The sequence below is a fragment of the Lacrimispora sp. genome, from assembly GCF_032078915.1.
Taxonomy (GTDB): domain Bacteria; phylum Bacillota; class Clostridia; order Lachnospirales; family Lachnospiraceae; genus Lacrimispora.
Map to the genome: position 1 here is coordinate 35,159 of NZ_DAMAUN010000034.1, position 18,311 is coordinate 53,469.

General features: G+C 39.9%; 21 protein-coding genes. 12 read left to right on the top strand and 9 right to left on the bottom strand.

From position 1 onward, the window contains the following. Nucleotides 1–19 precede the first annotated feature (19 nt). Nucleotides 20–700 (top strand): response regulator transcription factor, encoded by a 681-nt coding sequence (locus RT269_RS14610; RefSeq protein ID WP_313183624.1) that lies wholly within the window; start codon nt 20–22, stop codon nt 698–700. Beyond that, complete coding sequence (locus RT269_RS14615) at nt 693–1,856, top strand: sensor histidine kinase (RefSeq protein WP_313183625.1); 1,164 nt, start codon at nt 693–695, stop codon at nt 1,854–1,856. Before RT269_RS14610 ends, RT269_RS14615 begins: the two co-directional genes overlap by 8 nt. Before the next feature lie 657 nt (nt 1,857–2,513). Here RT269_RS14615 and RT269_RS14620 read toward each other — a convergent pair. The 8 genes from RT269_RS14620 to RT269_RS14655 all read right to left on the bottom strand — a co-directional run bounded on the left by RT269_RS14620 (nt 2,514) and on the right by RT269_RS14655 (nt 8,561). After that, the gene (locus RT269_RS14620) at nt 2,514–3,062 is read right to left on the bottom strand and encodes a DUF6143 family protein (protein ID WP_313183626.1); all 549 of its coding nucleotides are present in this window, start codon (nt 3,060–3,062) and stop codon (nt 2,514–2,516) included. Nucleotides 3,063–3,352: 290 nt separating this feature from the next. Beyond that, nucleotides 3,353–3,640: a Dabb family protein gene (locus tag RT269_RS14625; RefSeq protein WP_313183627.1), complete on the bottom strand. Its 288-nt coding sequence runs from the start codon at nt 3,638–3,640 to the stop codon at nt 3,353–3,355. Nucleotides 3,641–3,667: 27 nt separating this feature from the next. Continuing rightward, complete coding sequence (locus tag RT269_RS14630; RefSeq protein ID WP_313183628.1) at nt 3,668–4,774, bottom strand: DNA alkylation repair protein; 1,107 nt, start codon at nt 4,772–4,774, stop codon at nt 3,668–3,670. 68 nt (nt 4,775–4,842) lie between these two features. After that, nucleotides 4,843–5,181, bottom strand: coding sequence for a nuclear transport factor 2 family protein (locus RT269_RS14635; RefSeq protein WP_313183629.1), 339 nt, complete (start codon nt 5,179–5,181; stop codon nt 4,843–4,845). A 34-nt stretch (nt 5,182–5,215) separates the two neighbouring features. After that, a complete protein-coding gene (locus RT269_RS14640) occupies nt 5,216–6,019 on the bottom strand; it encodes an SDR family oxidoreductase (protein ID WP_313183630.1) in 804 nt (267 codons plus the stop codon). A 92-nt stretch (nt 6,020–6,111) separates the two neighbouring features. Beyond that, nucleotides 6,112–7,020, bottom strand: a complete 909-nt coding sequence (locus RT269_RS14645; RefSeq protein WP_313183631.1) for a helix-turn-helix transcriptional regulator — start codon at nt 7,018–7,020, stop codon at nt 6,112–6,114. 328 nt (nt 7,021–7,348) lie between these two features. After that, nucleotides 7,349–7,540: a hypothetical protein gene (locus tag RT269_RS14650; protein WP_331664163.1), complete on the bottom strand. Its 192-nt coding sequence runs from the start codon at nt 7,538–7,540 to the stop codon at nt 7,349–7,351. A gap of 124 nt (nt 7,541–7,664) precedes the next feature. Further along, complete coding sequence (locus RT269_RS14655; RefSeq protein WP_313183632.1) at nt 7,665–8,561, bottom strand: LysR family transcriptional regulator; 897 nt, start codon at nt 8,559–8,561, stop codon at nt 7,665–7,667. Nucleotides 8,562–8,679: 118 nt separating this feature from the next. On the opposite strand from RT269_RS14655, the gene RT269_RS14660 reads away from it, so the two are divergent. From RT269_RS14660 to RT269_RS14680, 5 genes are all read left to right on the top strand, one after another. Beyond that, nucleotides 8,680–9,189, top strand: a complete 510-nt coding sequence (locus RT269_RS14660; RefSeq protein ID WP_313183634.1) for a flavodoxin — start codon at nt 8,680–8,682, stop codon at nt 9,187–9,189. Further along, entirely contained in the window at nt 9,186–9,605 is a 420-nt protein-coding gene (locus RT269_RS14665; RefSeq protein WP_313183635.1) for a cupin domain-containing protein, read from the top strand. Before RT269_RS14660 ends, RT269_RS14665 begins: the two co-directional genes overlap by 4 nt. Nucleotides 9,606–9,790: 185 nt before the next feature. Continuing rightward, nucleotides 9,791–10,648 carry an aldo/keto reductase gene (locus RT269_RS14670; RefSeq protein ID WP_313183637.1) on the top strand — a complete coding sequence of 286 codons (858 nt, stop codon included), beginning with the start codon at nt 9,791–9,793 and terminating at the stop codon, nt 10,646–10,648. A gap of 161 nt (nt 10,649–10,809) precedes the next feature. After that, the gene (locus tag RT269_RS14675; protein WP_313183639.1) at nt 10,810–10,947 is read left to right on the top strand and encodes a hypothetical protein; all 138 of its coding nucleotides are present in this window, start codon (nt 10,810–10,812) and stop codon (nt 10,945–10,947) included. A gap of 329 nt (nt 10,948–11,276) precedes the next feature. Next, on the top strand, nt 11,277–11,771 hold the full coding sequence (locus tag RT269_RS14680) for a DUF4489 domain-containing protein (protein WP_313183641.1): 495 nt from the start codon (nt 11,277–11,279) through the stop codon (nt 11,769–11,771). A 314-nt stretch (nt 11,772–12,085) separates the two neighbouring features. Here RT269_RS14680 and RT269_RS14685 read toward each other — a convergent pair whose 3' ends face one another. After that, nucleotides 12,086–12,949: an AraC family transcriptional regulator gene (locus tag RT269_RS14685; protein WP_313183642.1), complete on the bottom strand. Its 864-nt coding sequence runs from the start codon at nt 12,947–12,949 to the stop codon at nt 12,086–12,088. A gap of 244 nt (nt 12,950–13,193) precedes the next feature. On the opposite strand from RT269_RS14685, the gene RT269_RS14690 reads away from it, so the two are divergent. The 5 genes from RT269_RS14690 to RT269_RS14710 form a co-directional block, all read left to right on the top strand. Beyond that, the gene (locus RT269_RS14690; protein WP_313183643.1) at nt 13,194–14,564 is read left to right on the top strand and encodes an MFS transporter; all 1,371 of its coding nucleotides are present in this window, start codon (nt 13,194–13,196) and stop codon (nt 14,562–14,564) included. A gap of 29 nt (nt 14,565–14,593) precedes the next feature. Then, a complete protein-coding gene (locus tag RT269_RS14695) occupies nt 14,594–14,821 on the top strand; it encodes an HPr family phosphocarrier protein (protein ID WP_313183644.1) in 228 nt (75 codons plus the stop codon). A 25-nt stretch (nt 14,822–14,846) separates the two neighbouring features. After that, nucleotides 14,847–16,019, top strand: a complete 1,173-nt coding sequence (locus RT269_RS14700) for a glycoside hydrolase family 5 protein (protein WP_313183646.1) — start codon at nt 14,847–14,849, stop codon at nt 16,017–16,019. Nucleotides 16,020–16,038: 19 nt separating this feature from the next. Next, nucleotides 16,039–17,670, top strand: a complete 1,632-nt coding sequence (locus tag RT269_RS14705) for a glycoside hydrolase family 43 protein (RefSeq protein WP_313183647.1) — start codon at nt 16,039–16,041, stop codon at nt 17,668–17,670. Between the two features lie 345 nt (nt 17,671–18,015). Beyond that, a partial coding sequence (locus tag RT269_RS14710) for a response regulator (protein WP_313183649.1) occupies nt 18,016–18,311 on the top strand: 296 nt, incomplete at its 3' end.

Consider the following 18,311-nt stretch of genomic DNA (forward strand, 5'->3'; position numbering starts at 1 on the left):
TTAAAGAAGGTGAGAAGATATGAAAATACTGTTGGCAGAAGATGAAAAATTATTGTCCTCAGCAATTGCCAAAGGACTTAAAAAAGTGGGCTACGCGGTAGACCAAACCTATGATGGGGAGGAAGCGTTGGAATATCTTGAGATAAATAAATATGACCTTCTTATACTCGACCTTAATATGCCAAAGGTGGACGGCATTACAGTATTGAGGACGCTTCGCGGAACAGACACCGAGTTGAAGGTATTGATTTTATCTGCAAGAAGCGAGATTGAGGACAAGGTGATGGGGCTGGACTGCGGCGCAAATGATTATTTATCAAAGCCTTTTGATTTTGAAGAACTTACTGCCAGGATACGAAATCTTTTGCGCTGGTCTTTTACTTATAAGGAAAGTCTTTTAATTTGCGGCGGCCTTGAACTGGATATGCTAGGCAAGGCTGTTTCCGTAGACAGTTTGCCCATAAACCTTACCAATAAAGAGTATTCCATTTTGGAGTACCTGATGTTCCATATAGGAAAAGTTATCAGTGCCGAAGAAATCATTGAGCATGTATGGGACAGCGAGGTTGATTTATTTTCCCACTCCTTTAAATATCACATGCATTCGCTGAAAAAGAAGCTGTCGGCTGGTGGGGGAGACTGCATAAAAAATATCCGGGGGCAGGGTTATGTCATAAGAGAGGGGAACCAAGATGCATAAAATTTCTCTCAGGCTTAGAATTACTCTTTTGGTAGGACTTCTTCTTGTACTGCTTACAACGATGCTGACCATAGTGTCAATTTTGAGCGCTAACTATTACTTTGTCACCCCACAATTACAGGAAGGTGCTTATGAGAAACTGAACAAAGTGATTCTGGACAGCACCCCCATAGACAGCACCCTGATAGACAGTAACCATGATATGAATACGGATACTTTGAATAACCTATCGGCTCAAACAAAAATCACGGCCGCACAAAGAGGATTTTCCCTTCAAAGCGTCACAGTGTTAATTGCAATTATTATTTTTGGCCTCGGCGTTACCTATTGGATCATGGGGCGGGCGTTGAGGCCTCTTACGGTACTAAGTGAAACCATACACGACATCAACGAGCATAATCTAAGCAAGCCCATTGAAGAAAGTATTGCGAAAGATGAGGTGGGTAGTATCACCGCTTCATTTAACAGTATGCTTGACAGACTTAAGAACTCTTTTGAGCAACAAAAAAGCTTTTCCGCCAGCGCAGCCCATGAGTTAAAAACGCCGCTTGCCACAATGAAGACATCTTTACAGGTGTTACGTCTGGACGATTTACCAAGCGCTGACGACTTTAAGGATACCATTCTGGTTATGGAGCAAAATGTTGACCGGCTGATTTGTATTGTCAGCGATTTGCTATTATTATCCTCCCAGGGAAAAACAGAATTGGATGATGAGATTTCTCTGCGCACTTTGTTTTGTGAGATAGCGGAAGAACTTAAGGAAGCTATTCAACGTAAGAATCTCTGTTGTATCCTTCCCCAAAATGACTGTTTGATTACAGGCAACCGTATGCTGCTGAGATCTGCTTTTTACAACCTTTTTGAAAATGCCGTCAAGTATAACAAAGACGGCGGCACGGTGGAGGCGAAACTTCAAAATACTCTTGACGGAAAAATTTCTGTATTAATATGTGATACAGGCATTGGAATGACAGAAGAAGATGCGGTACGGGCATTCGAGCCGTTCTTTCGAGCAGAGCATTCCCGCTTACAACAGATTCCCGGCAACGGCCTGGGGATGCCCATCATACAGACTATTATAGAACGGCACGGTGGAGAGATTCTTTTAGAAAGCAAAATTAACATCGGCACAAAAGTTATCGTAGTTCTGTAACTGTAAATAAGAAGAGCTATGCAAATAAGAATTCCCTTTCCCATCAATGGAACTATATATTTTTGACTTTCAGGATCATTATTGGATATCGCCAAAAACGCAGACTAATAACAAACTTCGGCCGGGCAAAAGATAATGCTTAAGGCAGCGCTCTCGCCCGGCTTCAGGTTCCGCCACTGGCATTATCCTCTTGAATGATAAAACTGGCCGCATGAGGACCGGTTATCACGATTGCGCCTAAAACCAGGCAGCCGGTTCCCTTGTTATTAATGGTATGTATTTCTTCTTCTGCAGAGCCGGTCCTTATTTTATGATGATGTTTATCCGCATTGGGATACTTTTTGAAACAAGCTGAAAAGCGGCAATTCCTTTCAGCGGAGTATTTGACTGATGCTGATTGCCGAGAACGTAAAATGGGATGCGGAAAACAGGATGGAAAGTACGATTGATGAATGCCTGTACCCTCTAAACGATGTCTGCGTCTTCCTCTTGAAGCATTACGGAATAATCCGCAAGTTTATTATATAGGATTAAAAAGGTGGCTCTCAACATCGGATTGCCCATTCAATGTCTATGGCTCTCTAATCGGAATGAGTGGCTCTTCGGAGCAGATTGACTGGCTCCCGAGCATCGGAATGCCACCTCATTCAGCAGACATTATTTACAAGGCTCTTCCCACCAGCCAAATGCAATGCGGCCCACTATTTTTTCGTCACTTGTTTCCGGGGGAAGACAATTTATCAAGAAATTTCCGCCTGGCGGGCAAATAAATTTTCCATCCTCTTCCGATACGATTGTTGTTTCAGCAGGACAACGCCGCCCGAATATCAACGTTCCTCCCGTAGGTTCCCCATCAACATTATCTGAATATAAAAACTGGATCTTCGGCTTTGGAACAGGTTGTATTGCCGTATTTGCGGAACTTTGCATATCAGTTGGTTTCGCTGTTCCCGATGTTGTTGCATTCAGCCAAACCTGAAAGGAAAAAGGAATTTCAGTAACATTACCTACCGTAAAAACATTTACGAAAAGCAATACACCGGAACAACTGGGATTAAAAAGGCCGGCCCATGCATGTTTGCCCCCACCAAATTCTTCACGGCTCAACCCCGCAAAATATTTGCCCTGAAGGGATTTAGATAATGAAATTGGGATTTGCTCTGATGCTTTTTGATAAATCGGGGGACAAAATGAATTATTATACATTAACATTCTCCTTACCTGTAATTCTGTTTGTACAACATTATATGGCAATTATTTTGAAATGTTAATACCGGATATCTTTTCAGGGGTATGCGGGCACTTCATTTTGTCATAGATTATGAAATTATACGGTACATTTAAAATAGCATACAGACACACTATACCTGTAAGGTGGTAGCTCAATTCCATCGCCACGGTCAAGAGAGCAGTGAGCTTTGCAAACCATATCATGATAGGATTCAATGCCTTTGTGTAGAAGTGGTTTACAGGCAAGCCTTACCTGCAGCAGCTTTTTATTCATCAAAGCATACAGATGCGCCTGATTCTATTACACCCGCAATATACTTCGATACTTCTACATGAACAGGATTAATTAGATAAGCCTCCATATCTTCCATTGAGGAAAAATGAGTGATTAAGAGAATATCATACGAAGATTCTCCGCGTCGTATATCTGCCTGAACCTGTATTCCTCGTAGGACTTCAATTTTACCCTCCATGCTTAAAAGCACAGATTTTGTCTTTTCAATAGTTTCATTATTTCGTTCTTTTAATTTAATAAGCAAAGTGTTCGTTATCATTTTTTTGTTCTCCAATTTTTTATGATATTATCTGTTTGGCGACGGTTGAAGCCTTAACACGGTATGAGCGGCTTCCTGCCCATTCACTAAAAGTACAATTCGATGGTCGCCCGGATAGTGACGGCGTGTTGTCATATCCGACCAGTTGTGTACTCTCGTTCCGGTAAGATGTGTTCCGCCGGATACTGTTTTGTCCGACAAAAGGAATGATTTCCGTGATACCTGTCCTTTTGCCTTTATGAAGTCGATTCCATATTCGATACGGACATATACGGATTCGCCTGGTTGAATATCAACTTCATATTGTAATTCACAGCGTTCACCTATCGTCAATACGGTAGGCTGTGCCGCTATTGAAGCGTGAGTGGTAAGTATCGGTTTCTTTGAATAGCCGAATAATACCATTGCTTCTGGATTTGCGTTTCTGATTAATGTTCGGCAACCATGCCTTATAATCCAATCTGTGCCGGAATTTTTACCTGCCCATTGACGGGCGTTTTCAAGCACAAGGTCAGGATTGTCCTTTGAAATGTCATTGAGATTATTGGCGACACTTTTGCGCACATACAGCGAGGAATCTTCCTTAAGTAGCTCTAAAACAAATAGAACGGGTGTCGGATTTTTTTTAAACATGGGCAGCGCCTCCCCCCATGGAAGACGGGGGCGGCAACCTTCACTGGCAAACCGCCGCACATGTTCATTACTGTGCTTTGCCCATGCAGTCATACGATTCATTACCCGTTCCGGGTCACGCAGTAAAAACGGCCTTATGGCAAATTCAGAAGATGATTTCTGTGTGAAGTATTCTAGTGCCCTCATGGAAAGTTCCCAATGTTTTTCTTCCTGTCCATATACAGCTACAAAATCCGGGAAAAAAAGATAGGGAAACCCTACACAATCATCGGCAATCTCAAATAGAATGTCCAGAGCGGATTCATATCTGTCTGGCAAAAAAACTCCAAGCTTTTCGGAAATCCGTCGAGTACGAGCCTTGAGTGCCAGCTTGTCCCATGTTTCATCCATTACAGAAGTAATATAGTCGGCTGTACGGAAATCGGGGTATACCGATTGAACTTTTCTGCTAAACTCTAACAAAAAAGCTTTCGTATAAATATCTTTTAATTTTTCTGCCAACTTTATCACCTCCCTAAAAGCAGCAATTGCAAATCCAATAGTAATAATACTGTTTTACAAATTCCTTCTTATTCACCAGCTAATACGATTCTCAGCGTGGCAATTTTCTGATCTTTCATGGTGAAATAGTAGTCAAGCGCTACCGGACTTCCGTCAAAGTTTCCGGAAAGTGTAGCTGTGACAACCGTTTCCTTATTTTTTTCTACGGCATTTGTAACATCAGTCTTAACCAGCAAATCGTTATTTGCTTCTACAATATGAGTCTGTATAGCAGTTGGGCCGTGATAAACTAATCCCTCATCATAGAGTATGGCATCTTCTGCAAAGCACTTGGCAAGCAGGTTGCTATCATAAGAATTTGATGCCTGAAAGAAAGTTTCAATAGCTTCTGGTAATTGTAAATTCATAGTTGTTATTCTCCTTTTCTTTTATAAGGTGCATTTAGATTGTTCGGATAATACCGCCGTCAATTGTATGCTCTGCTCCAATAATGTACGAAGAACGGTCAGATACTAAAAAAGCAACAAGTTCAGCCACTTCTTCTGGCCGTGCAGTACGCCCTAATGGGATACCGCCAAGTGAATCCATCAAATTTTGCCGTGCGCCAGCATAATCTGTACCTAAACTTTCCGCCATTCGCTTCATAAGTTCTTCTGCGGCTTTTGTTTCAGTGAATCCGGGTGCGACAGTATTTACACGTATTCCCTTGGGCGCAAGCTCTGTTGCCAGCCCTTTACTGTAGTTTGTGAGAGCTGCCTTAGCAGCCGAATATGCCATTGTATTTTCACCGGGGAATCGCCTCTGAATAGATGAAATATGGACGATAACTCCATGTCCCTGTTCGAGCATTGGGGGAAGTAATCCCCGATCAAGGCGAACTGCTGCAAACAAATTTGTTTCAAAGGCTGACTGCCAATCAAAATCGCTTTGTGCGAGTACGCCTCCGGTTGGCGCAGAAGAACCTCCAACATTATTGACCAGAATATCAACACCGCCAAAACGTTCAAGTATCTCGGTTACAATTTTACTCGTTCCATCGGGTGTGCTAATGTCTGCCTGAATAAATAAATCTGATGTTTTCATTTCATCTGGCGTTTTTCGTGCAGTAGTGATAACTGTTGCACCTGCATGGGTGAGGCGTTTCACAATCGCTTCTCCTATTCCTCCTTTTGTTCCGCCTGTAACAAGAACGCGCTTTCCATCTAGTTCATTCTCGTAAAATGATTTATCCGTTAAAACTGCCATAGTTTCCTCCTTTTTATGATTTTATGGTTATTCATTACCATATTTCAATTATACTGATTATAACCTGACGACATTGGGTCAAGTTATCATTTTTATTTTTTGTATTTCCAAATAATTTCATTCAATTTGCCTTGAATCATTTCACGAATATTTTGTGGAGATAATACTTCAATATCGGTTCCAAAGGAGAGGATATAGTGAAACAGCCATTCGTTTTCCGGTAAAGAGGTCGCGACCGTAAAAGAGCCGTCTTGATTTCTGGTTATTTCATTTACGTCAAATTCATCAAACACTCGATAAGCTCCTTGAGGGGAAATCTTTACTTGTACGTTAATCCACTTTTGGGAGTTCTGCTCATTTTCATCTACTGAAAGTCCTTCCGGCATCCTATCCGTAAAAAATTCCTGTGTTATCTCTAAATTAGACATACGTGAGATTTTGAAAGTTCTATATTCATTTTTGGCCAGACAGAACCCTTGGAGATACCATGCGTGAACCTTGAAGATGAGCTTTATAGGTTCGACCTTTCGACTGCTTTTTTCACCAGATGTATTAAAATAAGTAAATTCAATAATCTGGTGGTTAAGAATGGCGTTTTTAAGGATAGTAAATTCGCATGTTTTATTTTTATCGCTGCCCCAGGGCGATAAATCTACTTCAATCCAATTGGTCTTGCTTTTATTAAACAGACTGCTTAATTTTGAAAGCACTTTGTCAGTTTCAGGGTTTTGTGTTACGGTCAGGCTCTGCAACGCAAACAAAATTTCATTTTGCTCATCTTCCGAGAGCACGGATTTATTTAGGATATAATCATCAAGCAACGATATGCCGCCGCCTTTTCCTTGACTTGCATAAACGGGTATACCTGCCGAAGATAATATATCTATATCCCGATAAATTGTTCTTACAGACACTTCAAATCTTTCGGCCAGTTCTTTGGCTGTGGTCGTTTTTTTATTTAACAGAATATATACAATTTCAAAAAGTCTATTCATTTGCATAGTAATCACCTCACATACATTATAAGATATATAACTTGACAACAGTATGGCATGTTATACCAGTGAAAGCAATTGTGTAATTATACATTTGTTGGCAGAATTAAATGAAAAACTTTATAATTTACATTCTTTTGGAGATCCATATTGATGGTGAAACAAAAGTGGCAAGCATGGTTAGGCAGTACACACCTTACGATTTTGTTCAAAATTCCCTTACAGGATTTTGGGCAAATCTGCTTGTTGGGGAGTATCCCCATGGCAATAACATCATTTGTCTGTTCTCTGCCTGTAATTCATTGTAAATCCGCTTAGCTAACAGGAATTCTCCTTACGCTGTTTTGGGGGCGCACTTATAAGAGCTGATATATTCGCCTTTGTTTGTCTTTTCAGGATTTTTGGCGTAATCGGTGCGGTCGGCAAGACAATCCGCAATGGTTTTACCTTTGTTTTGGCGAATGGAAATCATGCGTGTGGCAGCGATAGTAACACCTCCTAAAAAAGCAAAGAGGCGGTCAAACAAACCGCCTCTTTATATCTTCAGAAAAATATTATATTCATGTTCAGAAAAATAGGTTTTAGATAAGCCACAGAGTCAGAAATACCCTGTTATTTATTAATTGTATAATTGCTATTGCTATCCTCAATCAAGTATTCTCAATGATATTCTTTGCTGCCTGAACAAATCTCAGTACATCCTCCGGTGCAGCCATGCTGTACAGTAGTCCATAGGGGATACTGTAATCCCAATTGACTGGAATGGAAATCAGTCCGGGGTGAACATCCTGCCAGCATTCAATAGTAAGCAGGACATTTCCTGTTTCTGCACAACGGTTAAAGACAGATAGATCGTAAAAATGCGGTGTGTCCTCAATATGGATTTCCGGGTGGTGCTTATCCAAATCGTTGCGGATGAAATCGTTTATGCCGGAATCCCCACGTTGTACCATCATCAGCGTTTCTCCGTACAAATCTTCTATATCTATGCGTTTTTTTTCTGCAAGACGGTGTTCTCTCGATACCGCAATCATCTTTTTGTATCGCCCAAGCGGCAGAAAATTACTGCGTGAAAGCCATTTCTGTGAGTCACATACGCCAATAAGAAAATCAAATTTTTCTCCTAACTTTTCAATTTCCGAGAGTATGCCCTCGTGGTTGTCCTCAAAGGTGACAAGGTGCAGCTTGTATTCGGGAAATTTTTTGTTTACACGGTACCATAAATCCATAAAAGGTTTCGCAGGGTTCAGTAAGGAGGTACCAACACAAAAGGTTGTGTCATTTGCATGTAAAGCTGCTTTTGCGGCTGAAACAGATTTTTTGGAATAGTCAATCAAAAATTTCGCATCACGATATATGACGGCTCCGGCTTCGGTTAAATGTATTCCGGCAGGAGTGCGTTCGATTAACTTCAAATCAAGATGATTTTCCAAAGAGTTCATCTGCTTCATAACAGCAGTTGAGGAAATATACAGAACTCCGGCTGCTTTTGCAAAGCTGCCACAATCGACAACAGTAATAAATGTATTTAAAAGTGGATTATACATGTCATACCTCCAACAAAAGTATAAACTTATAGTTTATACTACATTAACACATCGGAGATTCCCGGTCAAGGGATTCCGCTCTATAATAAAGGCAGGAGCAAAGAAAGAGGTGCAGGAAATGTCCGATAAATTAATAGCATTTTATTCAAGAGCGGATGAAAACTATGTGAGCGGCATACTGAAATATCTTACTGTTGGAAATACGGAAGTTGCTGCGTCTATCATCAAAGAGTTTACGGATGCAGATATATTAAAAATCGAACAGGTAAGGCCCTATTCAAAAGGTTACAACGAGTGCATCGCTGAGGCGCAGGCCGATCAAAAACGAGATGCCCGCCCTGAACTAAAGACATATCCCGACAGCCTCAGTGAGTACGATACCATTTATCTTGGCTTTCCGAATTACTGGAGTACTATGCCCATGGCAGTATTTGCGTTTCTGGAGCATTTTGATTTCAGCGGCAAAACGATTAAGCCGTTTTGTACTCATGAGGGCAGCGGTATGGGAGTAAGCGAAAAGGACATAAAACGGCTGTGTCCGACTGCTAAAGTTGCTAAAGGTCTTGCAATTCACGGAAGTAATGTAGAAAAATCAAGAAAAGCGATGGAAAGGTGGACAAAAGAATGAAACCAACAGAAATGAGTGTGTTCCCCATTGGTAATACAAATGATATGTTTGCAAAGTATTTTATCGGACAGAGTTATTTGAATATGCTTTCCACCGAACAGGTGGCAATCGGCAACGTAACCTTTGAGCCGAAGTGCCGTAACAACTGGCATGTTCATCACGCTGATCATGGCGGCGGTCAGATGCTGCTTGTTACTGCTGGCGAGGGCTGGTACCAGGAGTGGGAACAGAAGCCGAGAAAGCTAAAGCCGGGAGATGTGGTTCACATTCCGGCGGGTGTTAAGCATTGGCATGGCGCTTCGGCTAATTCATGGTTTCAGCATTTGGCCATGGAAGTACCTGGAGAGAACTGCAAAACAGAATGGTGCGAGCCGGTTTCGGGCAGCGAATTCGAGAATTTGGAGATAGGTGTATGATAGTACAATTGAATATGACAGAAGAATGAGATAAGGTGATACTTATGCAGATAACAAAGAATTGCTAATTCTTCCCGGTATCGTGCATACAGACTTGTATGATGGCGGTGGCAAGGATGCGATTCCGTTTAATAAAATGGAAGAATTCTTTAAGACAAATTTGAAATAATACGAGGAGGTTTATTATGGAATATGTAACGCTTAATAACGGAGTAAAAATGCCAATACTGGGTTACGGAGTTTACCAGGTGACAAAGGACGAATGCGAACGCTGTGTATTGGATGCGCTGAAAGCAGGATACCGTTCCATTGATACAGCACAATCCTACTTTAACGAAGAGGAAGTAGGCAGCGCAATCAAAAAATCGAGTATTCCAAGGGAAGAGATTTTTCTGACGTCAAAGGTTTGGATTGAGCATTATGGTTATGAAAACTGTAAAAGGTCTGTGGAAGAATCATTGAAAAAACTACAAACGGACTATCTTGATCTTATGCTTTTGCATCAGCCTTTCTCGGATTACTATGGCGCGTGGAGAGCTTTGGAGGATTTGTACGAGGAGGGAAAGCTTCGTGCAATCGGCATTTCAAATTTCTATCCTGACCGCATGGTAGATATCGCTTCTTTTGCCAGAATCAGACCTATGGTAAATCAAGTTGAAACGCACCCATACAATCAGCAGACTGCAGCCAAGCAGTATATGGATAAATATGGCGTTCAGATTGAAGCGTGGGCACCGTTTGGCGAGGGACGAGGGGGTTTATTTGAAGACAAGGCGCTTAAAGAAATCGGAGATAAATACAGAAAGACAACGGCACAGGTTATGCTTCGCTGGCATATTCAGCGTGGTGTTGTTGTTATTCCAAAATCAACCCATTATGAGAGAATGGAAGAAAATTTTAACGTATTCGATTTTGAATTGAGTGATAGCGATATGGAAATAATTTCTGCATTTGATAAAAATGAAAGTTCCTTCTTCTCTCATTATGATCCTGCTATGGTAGAATGGTTTGTGAAAATGGTTGAAGAACGCAAAAATAATTAAGGAAACGCACATACCGTTCATGGTGAAACGCCATGAGGCTGTTTTCTTATCAGGTATACCATTATAGATGCGAAATCAAGCATCCGAAGGATTTCAGCAAAAGAAGATAAGAGATTACCTGAATCAATCGGATTGCTTGATCGAGGAAAGGGGATGAGCTAATGGCAACGATTGTAACCAGTGCACTGGAGCATGCAGATATAAAAGCAAAGATTGGCCAGCAAGAGATATGGGATAGTACAAAAGATAGTTGGAATCAGGATTATCAAAAGTTAAAAAAAGTACCAGTGCCAATTTAAAATTAAGGCCATAGGCTTTTCCATATGTGGATAGCCTATGGCCTTTTTTTATTTCACTATTAAAAAACAATTCTGAATGTCAAGGCTATCAGCCTAGGCAGAATCGCCCTGGTTTTCGTTTTTTGAGCAATTGGGACAGTATCAGCTTTGTGGACAAGCAAGACTTTAAGCCTGATATATTCATAAGGATGCTATTTAAAAGTACAATTTTCCTGGGCCATTCACAATTCTAAAATTATCGTACTATAATAATGTATAAGATGCAGGTAAAAATTAATAAAATTGTTATCAAGTTTAATTAAAATCATCCTAAACAAAGGAGTTTTTATATGAATCATGACTGTGAATGTGAATACTACTGCGATGACTGTTGCCGTGAGAAGAAACAAGAAGAATTAAACGCAGCTGTATTAAGATGCGGAAGTCCAGGATATGTTTCATTTGCTAATTTAACTGGAGTAGAAATAACGAGTACTATTGCTACATTACAGATTAATACTTCAGGATTTGAGCATCCCTGTATCCTGCTTTCTTTTACTGCGAATATTGTTATAGGTGTAATAGGTAGCTATAGATTTCAAATCTTTAAAGAGTGTTCAGATCAGATGGCCCTCATTCCGGTTAGCGGAATATATGAATATTCCAGATCAGTTGCTACAACGGTATCTGATACTTTTAGTTTTAATGTATGTGATTGTGAGTCCTGCATGAATGACTGCTGCACCTATCTGGCTGTAGTTACGTTTAATGTTAGTCCTGTTATCGGTGGTGCAACACTCAGCGCCATTGTTACCGAAAATGGCTGCAAAAATTCTGTATATTAATAATCTCCTCTATAAAACAAATGACAGTGTAGATTGTTTATGGAGAGAGTAAAATGGCATTGGAGAGATAAAGAACCAATGCCATTTTTTATATGGGTCGTGACCCTATTGAACACGCGAAGCGTGTGAAATTTAACTGTTGTCTCAAATAGCTGGTAAACCTGAATTTCCGCATAGCAGCCTCAAGAACGCTGGGGGTTTTATTATTGGCAGCTTTTTTTATTAAATGAAACATCAATACATGCATCTGCCGCACTTTCGGCTATAAGATAAATAGGGAATGTGATAAGCTGTCCGGCAAGGAAGTATAGTTATTATTGCTTATTGTTTTGTGAACTTCTGATCTCTGAAGGTGTCATTTGGAATTTCTGAGCAAATACTTTCCGGAATAATTTATAATTGGTAAATCCATGAAGCTCCAATATTTCATGGATAGGAAGTTCCGTTGTAATTAAATCTTGATAAATGTGTGATAAGCGGATTTCATTTAGATATTGCAGATAAGTCACCCCCATATTTTTCTTAAACAAACGGCAAAAATATTGGGACTGGAATCCTGCAATATCAGCAATTTCATCTAGCGAAATCGATTTGTTGTAATGCTTTTGTGTGTAATCTAATACAGAATCCAATTTATTTAGGTTTTTTGCCTGTTGTTGAAACCCGGCCTGAGGATCTGTAATTTTAAAATCGTGGTATAGAAGATATAGCAATTCAAATAGAAGAGAACCAAAGTGTAACCATTCTCCTTCAGGATGATATTCTGTAACAATGAGCATTTTTTGAAGCGTTTCTTTTAGCTGGGTAATTTTTGTCTGGACAATCGGATTTGTAGAAAAACAGTCTATATAAAACATATATCTATCGACGTCCGGAATATACCGTTTTAAAAAGGTATAAGGGATTTGTACCAATATAGATTCATTAGGTGCTGTACATACAGTAGAATGAACTACTTTGGAATTAATAAGAACAAGGTCGTTTTTCTGATAATGCAAGGTCTTGCTGCCAATGGAGACATCCAGATTTCCTTTTAACAAATAAATAATCTCCACTTCATTGTGCCAGTGGTTAGATACCAGACGCCCCTGATCAAAATAATGTTTGAAATAAATATCTTTTGTAGATGGTATTTCCACATATTCATGTATGCGAAGCTGTTCTGCTGGTTCTTTCATATAGGCGCCTCTCCTAAACCAAGTTTTGATAGTTTATTATCAATGATTTCAGTCCGGTTCTGAATAAATTCAAATTAAGTATAATGCATGGAGAAAAAAAGTCAATATTAACCTACCTTATCGTCAAGATAAAATCTATGATGAAAAATGTATTTATGATATATTTTAAGCACAATATAAAGCGCGCTGAACTTGATATTAACTTTTATGGCAAACGTTTTTTGTAAAATATAAGGAGAAAACTATGGAAATAAAGACAAAATTAACTTTGCGAAGATTTGTGGAGCGTTTTTCCTATGGGTGTGGAGATTTCGGGTGTAATATTATTTACACTGCAATGACAGCTTTTCTGTTATTTTATTACACAGATTACGCTGGGGTAAGTGCAGCGGCAGTAGGAACAATTATGCTTGTATCCAGAGTTTTTGACGGAATCAGTGATATTATTATGGGGGTGATTGTAGATAGAACAAAATCTCGTTTTGGGAAAGCAAGACCTTGGCTGTTGAGAATGTGTATCCCATTTGCAGTGTCGGGAATTTTATTGTTTTCAGTACCCACGGGATGGGCACAGACACCTAAATTAGTGTATGTATTTATTACTTACAATTTGGCTTCTACCATTATCTATACTGCAATTAATGTTCCATATTCTACATTGAATGCGTTAATGACACAGGATCCATATGAACGTTCCGTACTTAGTATTTTCCGAAATCTGCTGGCAACAGCAGGAACATTGATCATTAACACGTTTACCCTGCCGTTAGTGGAATTCTTTGGAAATAATGCCAGTGCATGGACAAAGGCATTTTGTGTGTTAGGGGTATTGTCCGTGTTTGCATTTTTAATTAATTTCTTTGGTACAAAGGAAAGAGTAAAAACGGTGGAGGAAGAGAAAACAGGGGAAGTAACTGTCGTTTCATTTAAAGAAGGAATGAAAGCACTGTTGAAAAACAAGTATTGGATTATGATTACGGTAGTGCTTGCCATTTTCTTTCTGAATCTTTCGATCAGCGGAGGTGCAACTGTTTATTTTGCAAGAGAAATTCTTGGCGATTCTAATTTGGTAGCGACCATTAACAGTACAATGAATGTAGCTCAAATTTTATGTATGTTTCTTATAGCAAACTTTGTAAAGAGGTTTGGAAAAAGAGATGTATTTGTGGCAGGGTTAGTTGTAAATATTGCGGGAATGCTGGTTCTTACCTGTTCAGGCGGTTCGGCAACGTTAATTATAATTTCCAGTATCGTTCGCGGTATCGGTGGAGCCTGTGGCGGAGCTACCATGTGGGCAATGGTATCGGATACCATTGATTATGGAGAGTGGAAGACAGGATATCGGACGGCTGGATTGGTGAACAGCGCCTGCAGTTTCGGGTACAAGGTTGGAAGCGGTCTTGGCTCTGCAATGCTTGGCTGGATTCTGGCAGCGGGAGGATACATAGGAGGAGCGGCAGTACAGTCAGCTTCCGCATTGTTCTCTATTCGTATCTGCTTTGTATTGATACCAATAGGGGTATATGCGATCGGATTGGTTATTATGAAGTTCTGGAAACTGGATAAAGAATTTGATGGAATTATTGCAGACTTAAAAGAACGTGCAGTCAAATAAAAATAGAAAAATCACCGGAGGTTCAAATTTTGGTAAAAAAAAGTGTAAAATTAAACAGCATGAAAGAAGTGGAGAAGTTTAATCATATATGTTCAAAATTCAGCTGTGATGTAGATTTACAGACTGGAAAATATTATGTAGATGCAAAATCTATTATGGGAATTTTCAGTTTGGATTTGGAACAGCCGCTGACATTACTGGTGGATAGTGATGATGATATAGAAGTGACAGAAAAATTCAGAGATTTTCTTGTATAGTAAAGAGAAGGAGGAGAGGACAACAATGCAGATCAAAGGCGTAAATCTTGGTAATTGGCTGGTGCTGGAGAAATGGATGAGTCCGGCATTATTTGCCGGAACAACAGCTGAAGATGAATACTATCTTCCCAGACAGTTGTCAAAAGAATTATATGAGGCAAGAATAAAGGTGCATCGCAGTGAGTATATCACGGAAAGGGATTTTGCGATTATTAAATCTCATCATATGAATGCAGTCAGAATACCGGTTCCTTATTTTATATTTGGTGACTGCCCGCCGTTTATTGGTTGTATTGAAGAACTGGATAAGGCGTTTGGCTGGGCAGAAAAGTATGAATTGCAGATTTTGATTGATCTGCATACAGTGCCAGGCGGCCAGAACGGATTTGATAATGGTGGATTATCCGGGGTGTGTACTTGGGCAGGAAGCAGAGAAAATGTGGAATTCACTTTAGACCTTTTGGAAAAATTAGCGGAAAGATATGGAAATAGAAAAGGTCTTCTTGGCATAGAGCCTGTCAATGAACCATTAACGGAAGCAGCATGGGATTCCTTCAATATAGAGGAAAGGTACAAACCGGCAGATAAGGAGATGGCAAAGAATAACGCCCCGGTTCCTATGGAGTTTCTCAAACAATTCTATAGGGAAGCGTACGGGCGGATTCGGAAACATATGACGGCAGAAAAGTCAGTCGTATTTCATGATGGATTTAATTTTTCCGTCTGGAAGGATTTCATGCTGAAAGAAGAGTTTGAAAATATTATTCTGGATACCCACCAATATCTGATGATGGCAGAAATAGACGGTTGTCCGCAAAGTGTGGAAGGATATGTCACTTATGTGAAAGAAAAATATGAGGCTCCCATCAAAGAGATGGCGCAGTATTGCCCTGTGATTTGCGGAGAATGGAGTTTGTTTAATTCGCTTATATGCGGACATGACACCAAAGGCGGACAATCGGTACTCAATGGCATAGAAGGGGTGGAAAAGGAATTTTATACGCCTAAGCAAAAAAAGGAAATCTATGAGGAACTTGCAAAAGTACAGCTGGATGCATGGAATGGCGGAAATGGATATTTTTACTGGAATTATAAGCTGTTGCTGGATACGGTCAATGAACCGGTATGGATTGGCTGGGATTCCTGGGATTTTGACAAATCAGTAGCCCAGGGGTGGTTTCCCATCGAACATGCATAAAGAAGGAGATGGCGATAATATGTTGAAAAATCCAATATTTCCAGGATTTAATCCCGACCCCTGTATATGTAAGGCAGGAGATGATTATTATGTCATAGTATCTTCTTTTGAGTGGATGCCGGCACTTCCCATTTATCATTCTAAAGATTTAAAAAACTGGGAATTGTATACTCATGTCATTCGCAGTGAAAAACAGGCGGATATTAGAAAATTACCGTCCGCGAAAGGAATCTGGGCACCATGCTTAACATATTGCGAAGAAGAGAAGCTGTTTTATGTGATCTATGGTGTTATGAATTCTATGAACGCAAGATATTTCGATGTAGATAACTATCTGATTACAGCCAGTGATATAAAGGGTCCATGGAGTGAACCAATCTATCTTCATTCGGCAGGCTTTGATGCGTCTATCCTTCATGATGATGACGGTAAAAAATATATAGTTTCACTGGAATGGGAGACGAGGGAAGGATATGAAAAGCCGGGTGCAGTCTGTATTGCAGAGTATTCCCCAGTTGAAAAGAAGATCATCGGTTATCCCAAACGTTTCTGGCAGGGGGGAACAGACAGGGGATGCATTGAAGCACCGCATTTGTATAAGCGCAAAGGTTTTTATTACATCATGTGTGCGGAAGGCGGTACAGGGTATGGTCACAGCGTAACTATGGGACGTTCAGAGAATGTCTGGGGTCCTTATGAAAAAGATCCCATGAATCCAATCGTGACTTCTATTCCCGGAGAGTTTAACGAAAGAAAAGATCCGGATCATTTAAAACCGAAATATTACAATCCAGAGTCCGTGCTGCAAAAATCAGGGCATGGAAGCTATGTGGAAAATGAATTGGGAGAAGTTTATCTGGTACATTTAACAGCCAGACCGTTTGTACCAGAGCTGCGGTGTACGCTGGGAAGAGAAACAGCCATGCAGAAAATGATGTGGACAGATGATGGGTGGCTGCGAATGGCAGATAAAAGCAATTTTGCGAAAGAAAATTTTGAAGAAAGCAAGCTTCCGGAATACCCGATGCCGCAGATTCCGGGCTTTGATGATTTTAACAGCGATACATTAGGAATCCAGTATTATGCACCAAGAATTTCACCGGAAAGCTTTACAGACGTCAAAGCAAGGCCAGGATATGTGCGTATTCGAGGTCAGGAATCCAGAACATCATTAAACAAAGTGAGCATCCTTGCCAGAAAGTTAACCTCAGTAAATGCAGTCATAACCACTAAAATGGAATTTAAGCCGGAGATATATCAGCATAGTGCAGGACTGATCATGTATTATGATAATATGAATTACATCAATTTAAGGAAATATTATAGTCAGACATTGGGACAAAGCGCTATTTCCGTGATACAGTTGGAAAACGGGACAAGAACAGAGTATCTGGATACTAGAACTCCGGTAAAGGATGCACCTGTTTATCTCCGGCTTCGAATTGATAATAGGAAGACCTTTTTTGAATGGAGTTACGATGGAGAACAGTATTTTCGGATTGGCAAAGAGTTTGATACTACGAAGTTTTCAGATGAATATTGTAAATATGGAGAGTTTACAGGAACATTTGTAGGTATGACCTGTGCAGATCGAATGCTTCACAAACATTTTGCAGATTTTGATTTTTTTAAATACGAAGATATTTCATAAATAATACATAAAAACAATAAAACAACCAAGAGTTTATACGAGTTTTGTTTGTTGTGATTAAAATAGAGCAGGTACCTCTCTCTAGTATCTGATAATATTTGGAAAAAAACATGAATATTATTATGATTTTTGCTACTATATCACAAGAAACAAAATGACGGCAATAGTATAATAGACTTATCAAAAAACTATATAGTAAGAATCAATATTGGGGAAAGTGGATCAAAAAATAACAGAATAGCATAAAACCAAAGGCTTAAGAGGATTCGTCTGCTTAAGCCTTGTTTTTTTCTAGGCAAAAGAAGCACTGTGTATTATAATGAGAGTCAGAAATGGGGAAGGTTTATGTATCGTGTGATTCTTGTTGATGATGAATTTTTAGTCCGTGAGGCAGTAAAGGAAACCATGGACTGGGGCAGCAGGGGATTTGAACTGAAGGGGTGCTTTCAGCATGGGGAGGATGCCATGGATTACATCCGTGACAATCCGGTAGAGGTGGTTCTGACGGATATCTGTATGCCTTATATGGATGGTCTGGAGTTAAGCCGCCTGATTTCCAGGGAATACCCGCATATCTGTGTGGTCATATTAAGCGGCTATGATAATTTCGAATATGCTAAACAGGCCTTAAAATACCGGGT

Excerpts from the sequence above, each read along its gene's own strand:
- RT269_RS14610 (WP_313183624.1), top strand. The coding sequence starts at position 20 with ATGAAAATACTGTTGGCAGAAGATGAAAAATTATTGTCCTCAGCAATT.
- RT269_RS14685 (WP_313183642.1), bottom strand. The coding sequence starts at position 12,949 with ATGAAAGAACCAGCAGAACAGCTTCGCATACATGAATATGTGGAAATA.
- RT269_RS14660 (WP_313183634.1), top strand. The coding sequence starts at position 8,680 with ATGTCCGATAAATTAATAGCATTTTATTCAAGAGCGGATGAAAACTAT.
- RT269_RS14640 (WP_313183630.1), bottom strand. The coding sequence starts at position 6,019 with ATGGCAGTTTTAACGGATAAATCATTTTACGAGAATGAACTAGATGGA.
- RT269_RS14700 (WP_313183646.1), top strand. The coding sequence starts at position 14,847 with ATGCAGATCAAAGGCGTAAATCTTGGTAATTGGCTGGTGCTGGAGAAA.
- RT269_RS14620 (WP_313183626.1), bottom strand. The coding sequence starts at position 3,062 with ATGTATAATAATTCATTTTGTCCCCCGATTTATCAAAAAGCATCAGAG.
- RT269_RS14680 (WP_313183641.1), top strand. The coding sequence starts at position 11,277 with ATGAATCATGACTGTGAATGTGAATACTACTGCGATGACTGTTGCCGT.
- RT269_RS14705 (WP_313183647.1), top strand. The coding sequence starts at position 16,039 with ATGTTGAAAAATCCAATATTTCCAGGATTTAATCCCGACCCCTGTATA.
- RT269_RS14670 (WP_313183637.1), top strand. The coding sequence starts at position 9,791 with ATGGAATATGTAACGCTTAATAACGGAGTAAAAATGCCAATACTGGGT.
- RT269_RS14655 (WP_313183632.1), bottom strand. The coding sequence starts at position 8,561 with ATGTATAATCCACTTTTAAATACATTTATTACTGTTGTCGATTGTGGC.
- RT269_RS14665 (WP_313183635.1), top strand. The coding sequence starts at position 9,186 with ATGAAACCAACAGAAATGAGTGTGTTCCCCATTGGTAATACAAATGAT.
- RT269_RS14645 (WP_313183631.1), bottom strand. The coding sequence starts at position 7,020 with ATGCAAATGAATAGACTTTTTGAAATTGTATATATTCTGTTAAATAAA.
- RT269_RS14675 (WP_313183639.1), top strand. The coding sequence starts at position 10,810 with ATGGCAACGATTGTAACCAGTGCACTGGAGCATGCAGATATAAAAGCA.
- RT269_RS14690 (WP_313183643.1), top strand. The coding sequence starts at position 13,194 with ATGGAAATAAAGACAAAATTAACTTTGCGAAGATTTGTGGAGCGTTTT.
- RT269_RS14615 (WP_313183625.1), top strand. The coding sequence starts at position 693 with ATGCATAAAATTTCTCTCAGGCTTAGAATTACTCTTTTGGTAGGACTT.
- RT269_RS14635 (WP_313183629.1), bottom strand. The coding sequence starts at position 5,181 with ATGAATTTACAATTACCAGAAGCTATTGAAACTTTCTTTCAGGCATCA.
- RT269_RS14625 (WP_313183627.1), bottom strand. The coding sequence starts at position 3,640 with ATGATAACGAACACTTTGCTTATTAAATTAAAAGAACGAAATAATGAA.